This is a genomic window from Amycolatopsis albidoflavus, from assembly GCF_039525725.1.
Lineage (GTDB): Bacteria > Actinomycetota > Actinomycetes > Mycobacteriales > Pseudonocardiaceae > Amycolatopsis > Amycolatopsis albidoflava.
On sequence record NZ_BAAAHV010000012.1, the window covers coordinates 663,268 to 679,557 of the forward strand.

6 protein-coding genes are annotated in these 16,290 nt (G+C 71.9%); all 6 read right to left on the bottom strand.

Annotated elements, in window-relative coordinates; translation table 11 throughout:
* Positions 1 to 11 precede the first annotated feature (11 nt).
* The 6 genes from ABD156_RS21410 to ABD156_RS21435 are packed head-to-tail and all read right to left on the bottom strand — an operon-like array spanning position 12 to position 16,183.
* The gene (locus tag ABD156_RS21410) at positions 12 to 1,739 is read right to left on the bottom strand and encodes an ABC transporter ATP-binding protein (protein ID WP_344276265.1); all 1,728 of its coding nucleotides are present in this window, start codon (positions 1,737 to 1,739) and stop codon (positions 12 to 14) included.
* A complete protein-coding gene (locus ABD156_RS21415; protein ID WP_344276268.1) occupies positions 1,736 to 3,412 on the bottom strand; it encodes an ABC transporter transmembrane domain-containing protein in 1,677 nt (558 codons plus the stop codon). Before ABD156_RS21415 ends, ABD156_RS21410 begins: the two co-directional genes overlap by 4 nt.
* Positions 3,405 to 5,369 carry a B12-binding domain-containing radical SAM protein gene (locus ABD156_RS21420; RefSeq protein ID WP_344276271.1) on the bottom strand — a complete coding sequence of 655 codons (1,965 nt, stop codon included), beginning with the start codon at positions 5,367 to 5,369 and terminating at the stop codon, positions 3,405 to 3,407. The genes ABD156_RS21415 and ABD156_RS21420 overlap by 8 nt, the downstream gene beginning before the upstream one ends.
* Positions 5,354 to 8,686, bottom strand: coding sequence for an amino acid adenylation domain-containing protein (locus tag ABD156_RS21425; RefSeq protein ID WP_344276274.1), 3,333 nt, complete (start codon positions 8,684 to 8,686; stop codon positions 5,354 to 5,356). Before ABD156_RS21425 ends, ABD156_RS21420 begins: the two co-directional genes overlap by 16 nt.
* Positions 8,683 to 10,968 (bottom strand): lantibiotic dehydratase, encoded by a 2,286-nt coding sequence (locus ABD156_RS21430; protein ID WP_344276277.1) that lies wholly within the window; start codon positions 10,966 to 10,968, stop codon positions 8,683 to 8,685. The genes ABD156_RS21425 and ABD156_RS21430 overlap by 4 nt, the downstream gene beginning before the upstream one ends.
* The gene (locus ABD156_RS21435; protein WP_344276280.1) at positions 10,961 to 16,183 is read right to left on the bottom strand and encodes a type I polyketide synthase; all 5,223 of its coding nucleotides are present in this window, start codon (positions 16,181 to 16,183) and stop codon (positions 10,961 to 10,963) included. Before ABD156_RS21435 ends, ABD156_RS21430 begins: the two co-directional genes overlap by 8 nt.
* Positions 16,184 to 16,290 lie beyond the last annotated feature (107 nt).

Genomic DNA, 16,290 nt, shown 5'->3' on the forward strand with positions numbered 1-16,290 from the left:
ACCCGCAGCGTTCAGCCGTGCCACGACCCCCACAACGCCGCATAAGTCCCCTTCGCGGCAAGAAGCTCGTCATGACTGCCGAGTTCAGTGAGCCTGCCATGCTCCAGCACGGCAACCCGGTCCGCGTCGTACGCAGTGTGCAGGCGGTGCGCGATCGCGATGACCGTCCGGCCCTCCAGGACCGCGGCCAGGGCTCGTTCGATCCGGCGCGCCGCGTTCGGGTCGAGCATCGCGGTGGTCTCGTCGAGGATGACCGTCCGCGGGTCGGCCAGCAGGACCCGGGCTAGCGCGATCTGTTGTGCCTGGGCGGCATCGAGCGAAGGGTCGCCGCGGGCCGGGTCGCCGAGTTCGGTGTCCAGGTCGTCCGGGAGGGGGCGGGTCCAGCCGACGGCGTCCAGTGCCGAGGCGAGCCGGGCGTCGGGGGCTTCGGGGGCCGCCATCGCCAGGTTGTCCCGGAGGGTTCCGACGAAAACGTGGTGCTCCTGCGTGACCAGCAGCGCCCGGCCGGGGGCGAGCCGGTGCACGTCGACGCCGCCGAGGGTGATGCTGCCCGTTCGCGGGGTGTCCATTCCGGCCAGCAACCGGGCGAGCGTGGACTTGCCCGCGCCGGACGGGCCGACGATCGCCAGCCGTTCGCCGGGGCGCACGGTCAGGTCCAGGTCGTGGAGGACGTCGGCGGCGCCGTGGTAGGCGTAGCGCAGGGCCTTGACCTCGATCCGGTCGTCGACGGGCACGGCCCCGGCCGGCTCGTCATCGGCCGCGGCTTCGGCGACGCCCTTGATCCTGGCGAGGGAGGCACCGCTGCTTTGCAGTTGTTCCAGCCAGAACAGGACGTGGTCGAGCGGATCCACGAGCTGCCACAGGTACAGCCCGGCCGCGATCACCGCGCCCAGGCTGACGAGCCCGGCCCGGTGTGCGGTGCCGCCCCCGACGAGGATCGCCGCGACCGGGATCGAGTGTGCGAAAACCGTTCCGGGGATGAACACTGTCCGCAGCGACAACGTCCGCATCCGGGCGGCATACGATGCGGAGATCGCGCGTTCCGCGGCGTCGATCCGCTGCTGCTGCAAGCCGAACACCTCGACGGCCCGGGCTCCTTCCGCGGTCGCGGCCATGGCGTCGGCGAGCGCGGAATTCGCTTCCCCCTCGGCGAGGTACGCGGCCCGGGACCGGTTGAGATACCACCGGGTCACGCACCACATCAGCGGAATCCCCGCGAGCGCGCACAGGCCGAGCAGCGGATGCAGCGCGAAAACGGCGCCGAGGATGAACACCGCTTGCACCACCGAAACGAACAGGTCCGGGACCGTGTCGCGCAGAGTGCCGCCGACCTGCGCGACGTCGCTGGACCCTCGCGTGATCAGATCTCCGACGCCCGCGCGTTCCACCACGGACACCGGCAGCGCCAGCGTGTCGTCCACGAATCGCTCCCGCAGGCTGGCCAGCGACCGTTCCCCGAACCGGAACGCCGCGTACCGCGCGAACCGGGTGACCAGCATCTGCGCCACCGCGAAGGCGACGATCGCGACGGCCAGTAAGTCCACAGTGGACACTTCCGCGCCCGCGGTGACCCGGTTGACGATCTCGCCGACCAGCCACGGGGCGGCGAGGCCGAGCGCGGCCGCCGCACAGTTCAGGACGACGATCACGGTGACGGCGCGCGGGTCGGCGCGGAGGAGCCGCAGGGCCTCGTGGCGCACTGCGCGGCTGTCCGCGACCGGCAGCGACACACCGCTCACACCTCACCTCCGCGAGCGACCAGCGCCTGGTAGTCAGCGACCCGGGCAAGCAAATCCGCATGAGAACCCGCAGCGACAACCCGCCCGTCGCTCAAGAAAGCGACCCGGTCCGCCTTTGCCAGCAACAGCGGCGACGTGGTCACCACCACCGTGGTCCGCCCCTGCCGCGCCGCCCGGAGCCGGTCCGCGATCAGCGATTCGGTATGCGCGTCCACCGCCGCCGCGGGATCGACCAGCAGCAGGACGTCCGGATCCGCGAGCACGGCACGCGCCAGCCGCAGCCGTTGCCGTTGGCCGCCGGACAGGCTCCAGCCCTTTGCGTCCACTGTGGATGAAAGGCCGGAAGGCAGTGCCGCCAGCACGTCTTCCGCCGCCGCGACCTCCAAAGCCGCCGTGATCGCGGCGTCATCCCGTTGCGCGGCAAGGGTTTCGCGCAGCGGCCCGGCGAACAGGTACCCGTCGACGTCGCTCAGCACGACCCGGCGCCGGACCTCGGCCAGCGAGACCGCGCTGAGGGGAACCTCGCCCCATCGGACGTCCGAGTCCGTGAGCCGGGCGAGCCGTTCCAGGACCGCGGCGGCCTCGGCCGTCGTCGAAGGCGCGAGCACCAGGAACTCCCCCGCGCGCACCTCCAGCCCAGAGGCGCGATCTGTCATCGGTGCCTGCCCCGGCGGGCCCGAAAGCGCACCGGGGCGCGAGGTGACCTCGGGGCGCAGCAACAGGATTCGCACCACCCGCCGCGCGGCCACCAGACCAAGACTGATGTCCCCCGCGCCCTCGATGAAGTACGACACCGGCACCACCAGCACGGCCACATACCCGTACACAGCGACCAGCTCGCCGAGCGTGATCTCCCCCGCCGCGGTCATCCGCGCCGCGATCCACGTGACCGCGCCCAGGAACAGCGCGGGCAGCCCGACGCCGAGCGCCTGGATCCAGCTGATCACCGCGCCGATCCGGTTTCCCTCCGCGCGCAGCGCCTGCGACGCACCGCGGTAACCGCGCGCGAACCGGTCCTTTCCGCCGATTCCGCACAGGATTCGCAGTCCTCCGGCGATATCGGCGGCCCGGGTCGTCAGCGCCGCCTCCTGCCGCCGGTACTCGGTCTCCACGTGCTGGAGCCGCCTCAGCAGCGGTCCGGTGAGCACGACGAGCAGCGGCACCCCGAGCAGGACCACGAGCGCCAGCGTCGGCGACACCGAGAACAGCAGCACCGCGACCACCGCGAACGCCACGACGCCGCCGAAACCGGGGCCGGTGACCGTCAAAGCCCAGCTGATCCGCATGACGTCCGTCGCGGAGATGCTGACGACCTCGCCCGCCGAAACCTTCCGCGGCAGGGTCGCGCCGACCTCGACGGCCTGGCGCGTCAAGGCCCGCACGGTGCGGAAGGAAGCATCCATCCGGACCTGCGTCATGGTGCGGTGCCGCACCGTCTCCAGCGTGGCGTTGACCGCGCCGATGCCCACGATCGCGGCGGCCCAGCCCAGCAGCGCCGCCGTGCTCCCGCCGCGCAGTCCCTCGTCGACGGCGCGCGACAGGAAGTACGGCGGCAGCATCAGGCAGCCCATCCACGCCGCGCTCACCAGCCCGCCGGACAGCACCCGGCCCGGTTGGCACCGCACCAGCCACCACAGATAGGGGCCGGGCCCGCGGGTGTCCGGGTCAGCCACCGGCGCCGTCCGGAACCGTCACCAGCCCCTTCGCGACCAGGGCGTCCACAGTGGACGGCAGTTCGCCGGCACGCGCGTCACCCTCGGCTAACCGGCGCAAGACCTTCTCCTCGTTGTCTCCCAAGGGGAGCACGCGCGAGTGGTTGCGGTCGAGGGCGATCGTGATCGCCAGGTGAGACTTTTCGAAGCCCGCGTGAGAGGACTCGGAGTCGTCGAAGTGGACCGCACCGGAGTTCGCGACCACCACGCGGTGCAGCACGACACCGTCGGCCAGCGACAGTTTCGCCTCGGCGGGGAGCGGATCGGCCGCTTCGCCGCCGCCGTCGAAGAACTTCCGGAAGGCGTTGGGGCCGAACCGGGCGGTGTAGAGGATGTCCTCCGGCACGTCGATCAGCGCGACCTCCGGATAGAGCCGCTGGATCCGCTCGGCCAGCCCGGTCGAGACGCCGGTGTCCTCCTCGTAGTCGAGGTGGTACCAGCGGCGCGCCGGGTCGTCCTTGACGGTGATCCCGTACACCTCGGGCTCGTCGGCGATCGGCGCGCCCTTGAGCAGCCGGAACGTGCCCGCGTCGGCGCGGCCGATCACGTGCCGGTGGTCGCGGACGAACCGGTAGGTGTCCTCCGCCTCGGCCGCCGTCTCCGACGGGAAGTCGCTGAACACCCCGGCTTCGACGGAGATCCCCGCGGTGTGGCACATCTCGAGGATACCGGCCATCCGCTGCGGGGTCGTGCCCTTGTCCATTGCCTTGAGCACGCGTTCGTTGGCGCTCTCCAGTCCCATGTAGAGCCGCACGCACCCGGCTTCGCGCATGGTCGCGAACACTTCCGGGGTGAAGCCCTTCTCGAAGCGGGCGACGCCGTGCCAGCTGATGTCGGTCTGCCGTTCCAGCAACGCCTCCGACAGCGACCGCAGGTGAGCGGGCAGCATCACGTCCGCCTCGAAGGAGAACACGTCCTCGCCGGTCGACGCGACGACAGACGCCACGTCCTCGGCGATCAGTTTCGGCGAACGCATCCGGTAGGGCGCGATCTTGATGAAGGCGTAGTTGCAGAACGCGCACCGGTTGAAGTAGCAGCCGCGCGTGGGCATCATGCAGATGACCCGCTTGGGCGCGAAGTAGTCGTTCAGCGGCAGCATCGTGAAATCCGGGGCGGGCAGCCAGTCCAGGTTGAGCTGGTAGGCGGGGTCGAGCTGCTCGCGGACCGCGCCGCCGGCGTAGCGGACGATGTTGCGCACCGAGGCCGGGTCCCGTTCTCCGGCAAGGGAATCCGCGAAGTGCAGCAGAGTCTCGTCGGCCTCGCCGACCAGGAACGAGTCGAGCCAGCGGCCGAACCGGGCGTCGGCGGTGAGCACTTCGCGTCCCCACGTGATCACCGGCCCGCCCGCGGTGACGTGCACGCTCGGGTCCTGCCGGCGGATCTCCTCGGCGAGCAGGAACGCCGGGATCAGCTGCGAGAAATACGGCACTGAAAGGCCGATCAGCCGCGGTTTCCGCGCCAGCAGCGACGGCACGGCGACGTCGCGGAAGTAGCCCGCGAGCGGCCCGGTCTCGGTGTCGACCGCGTGCGCGACCTCCTCATAGCTGTCGTAGGCCGCCTGCGAATAGGAGTACTTGCCGAACCGCGACTCCGGCTGTCCCGCGGTGATCAGGTCGCCGGCGAGATGGAAAATCCGCTTGGCGTAGAGCAGTTTCGCCGGATCGTAGAAGTCGGCCGGATCCCGCAGGATCCGCCGGGACTCGGCGATGTTCGCGACGACTTCGGCGGCCCCGCCGTCCGCCGCCTCCGCGAGCGGTTCCGGCCGCAGCAGGTGGTCGAAGGCCTCCAGGTTGAGGTCGCGGAGTTCGACCTCGTCGTGCCCGCCGCGCCGGAGCACCGCGCCGAGCAGCGGCAGCGCGCCGTGCGGCAGCGACGGATCCGCCGCGGGCGGGAAGACGAGCGTTACCGGGAGGCCCATGACCGCCCTCCTCGTGTCTGTGCTCGGTTCCGGCGGGCGCGGGCCCGCCGGTCGGCCGCTTCGAGTGCCGTGTCCGCGGCCTGGCCGTCCAGGAACGCCGCGAACGCGCGCACGGTGGGATAGCGGAACAGGTCGACCAGCCGGGCGCGGCTGCCCCACTGCCGCTCGATCCGGCCGTGCAGGACCGTCAGGGCGAACGAGGTCCCGCCGAGGTCGAAGAAGTTGTCGGCGACCCCGGCCGCGCGCCCGTCCAGGACCTCGGTCCACAGCCGGACCAGCTCCCGTTCGGTGTCGGACCAAGTGCCGTGCTCCGCCGCTGGCTCCTCGTCCGCCAGGACCTCGCGGATTCCCTGGCTGAGCGAGGGATCCAGCGCGGGTTTCTCGCCGGTCGTCGCCAATGCGGTGATCCATTCGAGGTACGCGGCGAGCAGCCGGTCGATCCGGTCGGGCTCGTACAGCGCGCGGTCATAGAGGATTTCGACGCCGAAGCCGTCCTCGTGGCGCTCCACATAGACGGTCAGGTCGAACGCGGAGCCGGGCTGTCCGGCGGGCAGGGTTTCCGTCGCGACGCCGGGCAGGACGACCTCGCCGGGCGCGAACCCGTAGACGTTGAACAACACCTGCACCAGCGGACCGCGAGTGGATTCGCGGGGCACGCGAAGTTCGGCGACGATGCGTTCCAGCGGTGCGGCGGGGTGGGCGAGGGCGGCCACGAACTCGGCGGCCGCGCCGCGAACCGTGTCGGCGAAGCTCCGCGTGTCGTCGGCGCGGCATCGCAACGGGGCGATCTCGACGAAGAAGCCGACCAAGTCGTGGAAGGCGACGTGGCCGCGGTCGGCGACCGGGGTGCCGACCACCAGGTCGTCGCGGCCGGTGACGCGGTGCAGGAGCTCGGCGAAGGCCGCGAACAACACCACCGAGGATGTTGTGTCCACTGTGGACGCAAGTGCCTCGACCGCGGTGGCGACGTCGTGGCTGAGCTGGCCTTTGACGAGGGCTCCGCGGTGCGTTTGCGCTGGTGGCCGGGGGTGGTCGCGAGGAAGGTCGAGGACGGTCGGCGCGTCCGAGAGACGGTCGCGCCACCACTGCAGGTCCTCGGCGGAACGACGCCGGTCGCGTTCGCTCCGCCAGGCCGGGTAGTCGGCGTAGCTGACCGGCAGCGGCGGCAGTTCGCCGGTGTAAGCAGCGGACAGGTCGCGACAGAACGGCAGGAGCGACCAGCCGTCGAACACCGCGTGGTGGAAAGTGATCGCGAGAACGTGGTCGTCCGGGGCGAGCCGCAGCAGCTTCGCCCGCACCAGCGGCCCGCTCGCCAGGTCGAACGGCGCGGTGGCTTCGGCGTCCAGCGCCGTTTGGAGCTGGTCGGCGGACGTGTCCAGGACCGGCAGCGGGAGTACGGACGGCGGGTCGGCCACCGCTCGGGGTGTGCCGCCGTCGGCCGGGAATCGCCACCGCAGCACCTCGTGCCGGGCGAGGACGGCGGTCAGCGCGGCCTGGAGCCTCGCCGGGTCGACCGGTCCGCGCAGTCTGCGCGCCATCGGCGTGTTGTACGCGGCGGAGCCGGGGGCCAGCTGGTCGAGGAACCACAGCCGTCGCTGTCCCGGCGAGAGCTCTGGCGGATGTCCGGTGGTCAGCTCGATCTCGTCGGTGCGCGCAGCCTGTGCGACGCGGGCGGTGAGCCCGGCGAGGGTGCGGCTTTGGTAGATGTCGCCGACCCCGATGTCCCGGCCGAGTTCGGCGCGCAGGGCGGCGGCCATGGTCATCGCGGTGAGGGAATGTCCGCCGCTGGCGAAGAAATCCTCCCCTTCGCCGAGCAGCCCGTGCCAGACGCGGGCCACCACCGCGGGCAGCGGCTCGTCCGGGGCTCCGGCTGGCTCGGGGGTGCTCTCCACCAGCTCCCGAAGCCGGTTCAGATCGACCTTGTGCGAGGTCAGCAAGGGCAGCTCAGGCAAGCAGAACACCCGCGCCGGGACCGTCGCGGCGGGCAGCCGGGCCGCGCAGTACTCCCGCAACGCCGACGGGTCCGCGGTCTCCGGTACACAGAACGCGACGACCGTGCCGGAAACCGCGTCCGCGACGGCGTGCCGGACCTTCGGATGCGCCCGCAGCGCGGTCTCGATCTCGCCGAGTTCCACGCGCTGGCCACGGATCTTGACCTGACGGTCCAGCCGGCCGAGGAACTCCAGGTATCCGTCCGCGGTGCGGCGCACGAGATCGCCGGTGCGATATGCCCGCCCGCCGCTGCCGAACGGATCCGCGATGAACCGTTCCGCGGTCAGCCCGGGCCGCCCGAGGTAGCCGCGCGCGAGGCCTACCCCGCTGATCAGCAGCTCGCCGGGGACACCAGCGGGTACCGGGCACAGCTTCTCGTCGACCACGTGCAGCCCGTGCTCCCCCAGCGCACGGCCGATCGGAATCGGCCGCGTCCACTCGCCGCGAGCATCGAAAGAGGACACCATGACGGTCGTCTCGGTCGGCCCGTAGCTGTTGAGGAACCGGCGGCCCGGCGCGGTCCACCGCGCGACCTGCTCCGGTCCCGGCGCCTCGGAACCCGTCCCGAGCACCGTCAACGCGGGCAGTCCGTGCGGTTCGACCAGCGGCAGCACCGAAACCGGCAGGTTCGCATACGACACCTCGTGGGCGCGCAGGAACTCGTGCAGGCGAACCGGGTCGAGACGGTCGGCCTCGGAAATCAGCGCTACTTCAGCGCCGAACGCGAGCGCGACCCCGATCTCGTGCAGCGAGAGGTCGAACCCGCAGGACGCGAAGGCCAAGACGCGGGCGTCCCCGTCGAGGCCGACCCACTCGGCGGCGGCTTCCAGGTGTGCGATCAGACCGCCGTGCCCGAGCGCGACGCCCTTCGGTTCGCCGGTGGAGCCGGAGGTGTACATCAGGAACGCGAGATTGTCCGCCGCGATCTCGACCGGCAGGGCGTCCTCTGCGGTTCCCTGGCGGAGGCGCGGAATACTGTGGTGCGCCAAGGCTTTCTCGCCGTCGTCGTCGACGAGGACCAGCTTCGGCCGGGCATCGGCGAGGATGGCGTCGCGGCGGTGGCGAGGGTGGGACAGCTCCAGCGGCAGGTACACCCCGCCCGCCAGCATGATCCCGAGAAGGCCGACGATCATCTCCGGCGAGCGGCGCCGGCAAAGGCCGACCGGGGTCTCCGGGCCGACACCGTGGGCGCGCAGAGTCGCGGCGAGGCTGGTGGCTGCGGTGGCTAACTCGGCGTAGGTCAGGCGCCGGTCCCATTGGCGGACGGCGATCGCGTCGGGCCGCTGCTGCGCGTGGACTAGGACCCGTTGTGGCAGAAGGATCATTCGGCCGCCTCCGGATCCCGCAACTGGACACGAAGCTCCGACAAGTACGTCCGCCCTTCGGCATCGGGCACCCACGCGTGCTCCGGACCCGGCAGCAACTCGGTGAGCGTCAGCGCGCTGTCCTCTCCGGCACGGGCGGCGGCCCGCAGCGCGGAGCAGAATCCCGCGACGTAGACCGGACTGGTGAAGTCGACGTAGAGCGGTTTGCCCTCCGTCGCGAACTTGGCGAAAACCCGTTCCGGCAGGCCGAGCTCACGCCGCCAGCGCCGCACCGCCAGATACCGCGGGCAATGCCCCTCGACCTCGGACAGCCCGGTCTCGCCGACGGTCGTCCGCCAGCTCTCCCGGCACACCACCAGCCGGTCCACGGTGATCCGCGGCGTGTACGGCCGTGCGGCGGCCGAGCGGAACGCGTCGACCGCCCGCATCATCAGCAGTTCGGAGAACAAGTCGAGCACGGGACGGCGGAACCCGGGCCCGTGCACGAGGAGTTCGCCGTCGTGTTCGGTGACGGCCAACGCGGCGATTCGCACCAGCCGGCCGGGATCAGCACCCGGTGCGTCGACGAAGCCGAACTGGCGGTCGCCGTCGTTCTCCAGGCAGCGGTTCACCCGCGCGGTCACGCGTGGCCAAGTGGACGGGAACAACGGCAGCATCCGGCCGGAACCGATGTCGTCGCGCAGGTCGGCGCGCAGTCGCTCCGGATCGGGGTGGACGCGGACGGTGACCCCGGAGTCGAACGTCGGCCACGAAACGTGCAGCTCGCCGAGAACGGCGAAGAAGTCCCCACGGCGCAAGGCGGCCAGATCCTCCGCGCACAGCTGGAGATCCGGGCTGTGCAACCTCGCCCCGGGCCAGCCGGGCCGGTCGGCGGGGAACAGCGTCTCGACGTCGAGGCTCGCGCTGTCGCACCGGATGTCCTCAGACTGGGTGTCGAGCGCGAACAACGCCGCCCACCGCCGGGAGAACTCTGCCAGCACGGCGGCGACCGGACCGTCCTCCTGGCCGAAGAGGACGCCTCGGGCGAGGTACCACAGCTGCCCGAACGGGACGTCCCGGCCGCCGCTGTCCTCAGCCAGATCGGCGTGCAGCTGCTTCAGTCCATTGTGGACAGCGGCGGCGAGTTCCGCGGTGAGCCAGCGCGCGAGGTGGGCCATCCGGGTGAGCGCGGGCCCGATTCCGTCCAGCAGCCCGGTGCCGAAACTGAGGTCCAGGTCCCGGATCGTGTCCTCGTAGCACGGAGTCCGGCCCGCGTACATCTCACCGGCACGCTGCCTCGGCGCGCTGCCGGTCACGGCGGTGACCTCGGCGTCCAGGTCCGCGAGGGCGATCAGCAACGCGTCGGCGTCGCCCGCTGCTTCGGCCACTCGCGCGCGTGCCCGGTCGAGACGGTCGAGTCCGGCAAGCGCGTCGTGCCTGATCCGCTCGTCGCCGATCGCCTGGATTCCTTGGTGCAGCGCGGATTGGGCGGTGTAGTTCAGCGGCAGATCGATGCCCCACGACACCAGCGAACGGTCGTGCAGGTCGGCGAGCATCCGCTCCAGGTCCGCCCGCGCCGCGAGTGCTCCGTCGAGCGCGGCCAGGACTTCGCGGGCCGGACGGCCGTCGCAGCAGGCGAGCAGTCGCGCTTGCTGCGGCGTGAGGGTCCGGGCGGGCTCGGTGGGGTGCAGCAGCCGGGTTCCGTCGAGCGCGAGGTGCGGCGGCAGGCGAACCGGGAGCCAGGACCGGGTCTCGCGGTCCTCGGCCAGGTGCCGGGCGTAGGCGTCGAGCACCCAGTACTCGAGATGGGTCGCACGGGCGCGGACCAGGCTCGGGCCGATCTCGGCGGTGACGACGTCCGGCCGGGCGGTGATCCCGGTCCAGCTGACGGGGCCGAAGAAGCCGATCGTCTCGGTCTTGGCGCAATAGCGCTGCCAGTAGCGGGCGAGCAGGTCCTCGTCCCGGCGGCGACGCCGGTTCAGCCGCGCGGGCTCGGTCTCCGCGGCGACCGAATCGGCCACCCGCAGCACCCGCGCGTTCTGCCAGACCAGGGCCTCGCGGAACAACGGGTCCGCCGCGATCTTCGACAGCGCGCGGCTCCCCTGCGCGGCAGCCTCGGCGAACGCCTGCTCGGCCTCGCGCTGGTCAACGGCACCGTCGAGATGCGCGTCGACGACGGCCGCGGCTTCGGAGCAGGTGAAGGCCGCGAGTCCGTCGGCGGGAAAACCGGTGGTGCGGAGCAGGGCCGCGCGCCAGACCTTCCAGTCGCCGCCGGGAACCTCGACGAGGTGCGCGTCAGCCACTGGCGTCGCCCCGCATCCGCGCGACCACGCCCGCCATCGCCGCGACGGTCGGCGCTTCGAACAGCACCTGCATCGGCACCCGGACACCGACCGCGCTGCGCACCTGGGAGATCAGCTGGACCGCGGTCAGCGAATTCCCGCCGAGCTCCGCGAAATCCTCGTCCACGCCGACCTCGGCGATCCCGAGCACGTCGGCCCACACGCGGGCGATGGCGGTCTCCAGGTCGTCCGCGGGCGCGGCGTCGGAGCCGGTCGCCATGACCGCCTCGGCGCGCTGGCGGATCCTGGCCAGCGGCACCGCGGAGACGATCGCCCGGGGTCCGAGGTCAGCGCCGAGGAGCCGGTCGAGGAGAGCCGCGGCCTCCGCCGGACGCAGTCCCTCGCCGCCCGGCGCGGCGGGTTTGCTGCTGAGCGCGGCGACGTCGGTGCGGCGCATGACGAAATCGGTGACCGTCAGCACCGGTTCCCCGCGTTCGTCCACAACGGACAGATCAGCGGTGATGACCTCGCCGTCTCTGGCCCCCTGGTAGCGCGCCCAGGCCCACAGCCGCGCGGGGAACGGCCGGTGCACGACCAGCCGTCCGTAGCTCAGCGGCAGATACTTGCCCTGTCCGTCGCTGGCCACCGAGGTGACCTCGTCGAGCACCGCCGGGTGGAGTGGCAGCCGCTGGGCCTCCTCCTGTACCGAGCCGGGGAGTTCGAACCAGGCCAGCCTGCTCATGCCGTCGGCGGCGTCGGTCGTGTGCCGCAGGCTGCGCCACCTCCCGCCCAGCGCGAAACCGCCCGCCTGCGCGAGCTGTTCGCCGTCGTAGTCCTGACGGCGTCCGCTGTGGCCAGCCCGAATCGCGCGCAGATCGACCGGCTCAGGGCCAGGATCGGTCCACCGTGCCCGCGCCTCGGCATGCACCCCCGCCTCGCTGGCGACTTCGACCCGGCACTCCCCCGCGCCGGCGCGCACGGCGACCCGGAGGCGGGCGCTCTCATCGTCGGCGAGCACCAGCGGGCGAACGAACACGAGATCGCCGAGTTCGATCCGGTGGCGCGGCGAGGATCGCGGCACCTGGTCCTCGAACGCCGCCCGGATCAGCTCGACGTGCGCCGCTCCCGGCATCAGAGCGCGGCCTTGGTGACGGTGCTCGTCAAGCACCCAATGCGTTGCCGGGGAAACAGTCCCGCTGTATCCGCCGTTGCCGTCGCGATGGGTCAGGATCGGGTGGTCCCAGGCCTCGCCGGGCTGGTCGAACACGCGCTGCCATTCCCGGGGCACCGCGGTCTCGACGGCCATGCCGACCTCCAGCCACCGCCCCCAGTTGACCGACAGCCGCCGCGTCGGCCACCCGCCCGCGGCGCCCGCGCACGCGTCCAGATAGGCGTTCGCCGCGCTGTAGTCGACCTGTCCCGGGGCTCCGGCCAGGGCCGAAGTCGAGGAGCAGAGCACGAGGAAATCCGGGGAGAGATCGCCGAACGCGGCAGCGAGGAATCTGGTGCCGAGCAGCTTCGGGCCGAGCACGCGTTCGGCCTCGGCGCGGTCCCACGCCTCGATCATCTGCCCGCCGGCGACGCCTGCCGCGTGCACGATGCCGTCGAGGCGGCCGAACCGTCCCAGGACGACTTTCCGCACGCGGGCCACGTCTTCGGCGTCGCTGACGTCCGCCGCGACGACCTCGACTTCCGCCCCGGCCGCCCGCATCCGACGGATTGCCGCGACCGCCCGGCCGATGCGATCGGTCTCGCCCAGCGCGTCCCACTCGTGTTCCGGCGGGAGGCCGTGGCGGCTGGTGAGGACGAGCCGTGCCGCGACCCGCCGCGCGAGGTGCTCGGCGACGGTGATCCCGATCCCTCCGGTACCCCCGGTGATCAGGTACACACCGTGCTGCCGGAGCGTCGCCGGGTCCGCTTCGGACAGTTCAGGAACGGGCTGGTGCTCGGGGACCCACCGGCGTCCGCCTCGCAGAGCCACGACCGGATCGCCCGGCGCAGCGCGCAGTTCCGCCAAGAGGGCACCGGCGGGACGATCGTCCGGCCCGAGATCGAGGTGGCGGACGCGCAAGACGGGCAGTTCGATCGGAGCGACCTCAGCGAACGCGGTCACCGTCGCGCTGGCCGGATTGACGAGGTCGGCACCGGTGACATCGCGCGCGCCCCGGGTGAGCACGTCCAGCCCGATCGCGCCGCTCTCCCCCGATTGGGCCCGCGGGGTCGCGGCGAGCGCCCGCGCACAGGCGATGAGACTGAACAGCCCGCGGTCCTGGGCGCGAAGAGGATCGTCCTCCTCGGTGTCGAGCAGCCAGGCGTGCGCGATCCGCGTCGGCATCCCGCCGCGCGCGGCAAGGTCGGCGAACAGGCGCGCGTAATCGTCCGGTTCGGTGGCGCGGACGCAGTAGGGGTTCCCCGGCTCCTCTCCGGCGACGACAACGTCGGCACCACTGCGCCGGAGCGCCGCGACCAGGTCGGTGCCGCGCGGGCCGTCGCTGAAAACCAGCCAGCTTGCCGGCTCTCCGGTCGCTGCCAGCGGCGCGGTCTGCCGCCAGGTCGGCACGGACACCCGGCTGTGGTCTGCCGGGGCGACGGGTTGCCGCGCGCCCGGCGGATCGGGCTCGACGAAGTAGTGCGTGCGCTCGAACGGATAGGTGGGCAAGGGCACGCGACGCCCGGGAGCACCGATGCGGTCGGTGCGCACCGGGACGCCGACCGTCCACAAGCGACCAGCCGCGGCGTACAGAGTCTCGACGTCGCCGCGAGAATCGCCGGGCGTCGGCAGGCTCGGCAGGGCCAGTGGGCCTTTCGACCGTGCCGCGCCCCGGGGCCGGATCCGCGCCAGCCCGGCGAGCTGCCGCCCGGGACCGCATTCCACCAACGCCCAGGAACCGTCCGCGAGCAGCCGCTGCACGCAGTCGCCGAAGCGGACGGTGTCGCGCAGCTGCCGGACCCAGTGTTCGGGATCGGTGGCCTGTTCCGGGGTGATCCAGTCCCCGGTGCGGGTCGAGAGGTAGGGCCGGCTCGGGCGGCGCGGCGACACCGCCGAGACCTCGGCACGGAAGTCCGCGAGAACCCCGTCCATCAGCGGAGAGTGGAAGGCGTGCGAGGTACGCAGACCGCGGTTCTGGATCTTCTCCGCCGACAGTTTCGCGGCGAACTCTTCGACCGCTTCCGCCGGCCCGGCGACCACGCAAGCCCCCGAACCGTTGACCGCGGCGAGCGCCAGGTCAGCGGGCAGCCATTCGCGGAGCCGGTCCTCGTCCATCGAGACGGCCAACATGGCTCCCGGCGGTGCCTGCTGCATCAGCCGCCCTCGCGCGCACACCAACCGGACCGCCTCGGAGACGGTGAACACTCCGGCTTCGGCAGCCGCCACGTACTCGCCGACGGAATGGCCGATCATCGCCTCGGGCTCGACGCCCCACGACCGCCACAGCCGGCTCAAGGCGTAGCCGACGGCGAACAGCGCGGGCTGCGCGAACTGGGTTTCCTCCGGGTGCGCCGCGAGCAGCTCACGCAGGTCGCCACCGAGTTCGTCCCGCGCCAGCTCAAGACATTCGTCCAGTGCGGACCGGAAGACCGGTTCGGCGCGGTGCAGTTCCTCGCCCATGCCCGGGTACTGGCTGCCTTGGCCGGAGAACAGGAACGCGACCTTCGTGGCGGGATCGGCGACCGCTGCGGTCGGCCGAGCCAGCGCGCGGGCAAGGTCTTCGCGAGTCCGCGCGACCACTGCGGCGCGGTGCGGATGCTCGTCGCGCCCGGTGCGCAACGTGTGGGCGATGTCGGTGAGACTCGATTCCGGAGATTCGGCGACGTGCTCGGCCAGTCGCGTCGCCGCCGCCTGCAGGGCGCTCTCGGTCTTGGCGGACAACGGAATCAGCGCGACTTCCCCCGCCTCGGCCACCGGCAGCTCGGGCGGTTGTCCGACCACCAGATGCGCGTTCGTACCGCCGAAGCCGAACGAACTCACCCCCGCCCGGCGCGGCCCCGTCGCCTCCCAAACCCGCGCGACTGTGTTGACAGTGAACGGCGAGTTCGCGAAATCGATGTCCGGATGCGGCGCGGTGACGTTCAGCGAAGGCGGCATCAGCCCGTTCGACACCATCAGCGCAGCTTTGATCAGGCCCACGACCCCGGCCCCTTGGCTGAGGTGGCCGATGTTGGACTTGGCCGAGCCGATCGCGCACCGCTGCCCGGCGCGCGGCTCGCGGCCGAAAACCTCGGTCAGCGCGGCGATTTCGATCGGGTCGCCGAGCCGGGTGCCGGTGCCGTGCGCCTCCACGTAACCGATCTCCGCCGGGGTCACGCCGGCCACGCTCAGCGCCTGCGCGATCACCGCGGTCTGGCCCTTCGGCCCGGGAGCGGTGAAGGACACCTTTTCCGAACCGTCGTTGTTGACCGCGTTGCCGAGGATCACCGCGTGGACGTGGTCGCCGTCCTCGACCGCCTCCGACAACCGTTTGAGCACGACGGTCCCGCCGCCGCTGCCCCAGACCGTCCCCGACGCCTGCTCGCTGAACGGCGCGCAATGGCCGTCGCTCGAATCGACACCGCCGACGCGCGGAAGGTAGCCGCGGTGGTGCGGCAGTTCGATGTTGGTGCCGCCCGCCACCGCCAGGTCGCATTCGCCGGACCGCAGGGCCTCGCACGCGAGGTGCACCGCGACCAGGGACGTCGAGCACGCGGTCTGCACGGTCAGGCTCGGCCCGCGCAGGTCGAGCTTGTACGAGGTGAAGGTCGCGAGGTAGTCCGGGGAGTTGCCGACCATCGTCAGGCCGCGGCCGGCCGACTCCCAGATCCGCCGGTTGCCGCGGATGTTGCGCCAGAGGTAGTCGTCCACGCCGGTGCCGCCGTAGACCCCGACCTCGCCGCGGACCCGGCCCGGCGGATGGCCCGCGTCCTCCAGCGCGGTGTGGCACAGCTCGAGGAACAGCCGTTGCTGCGGGTCGGCCAGTTCGGCCTCGCGCGGGGTCATGCCGAAGAACGCGGCGTCGAAGCCCGCCATGTCGTCCAGGACCGGCGCGGCCGGGACGAACGCGGGGTCGTCCAGTTCCTCGGCCGGCACGCCGGCGGCGAGCTGCTCGGCTCGGGTGAACCGCCGGACCGATTCGACGCCGGCGGTCAGGTTGCGCCAGAACTGGCGGACGTCGGCCGCGCCCGGCACCCGGCAGGCCATCCCGACGATCGCGACCGGTTCGACGGCCGGGCCGGGGTCAGCGGAGTCACCGATCGCCATACCGCCTCACTCATCGCACACGTCGGCCGACAACCTTCTCCTCGCCAGTAGATCCAGGCCGTCCCCGCGCGTCCATGCTTTCGGACCCAGGCGAAACCACAGTGGCG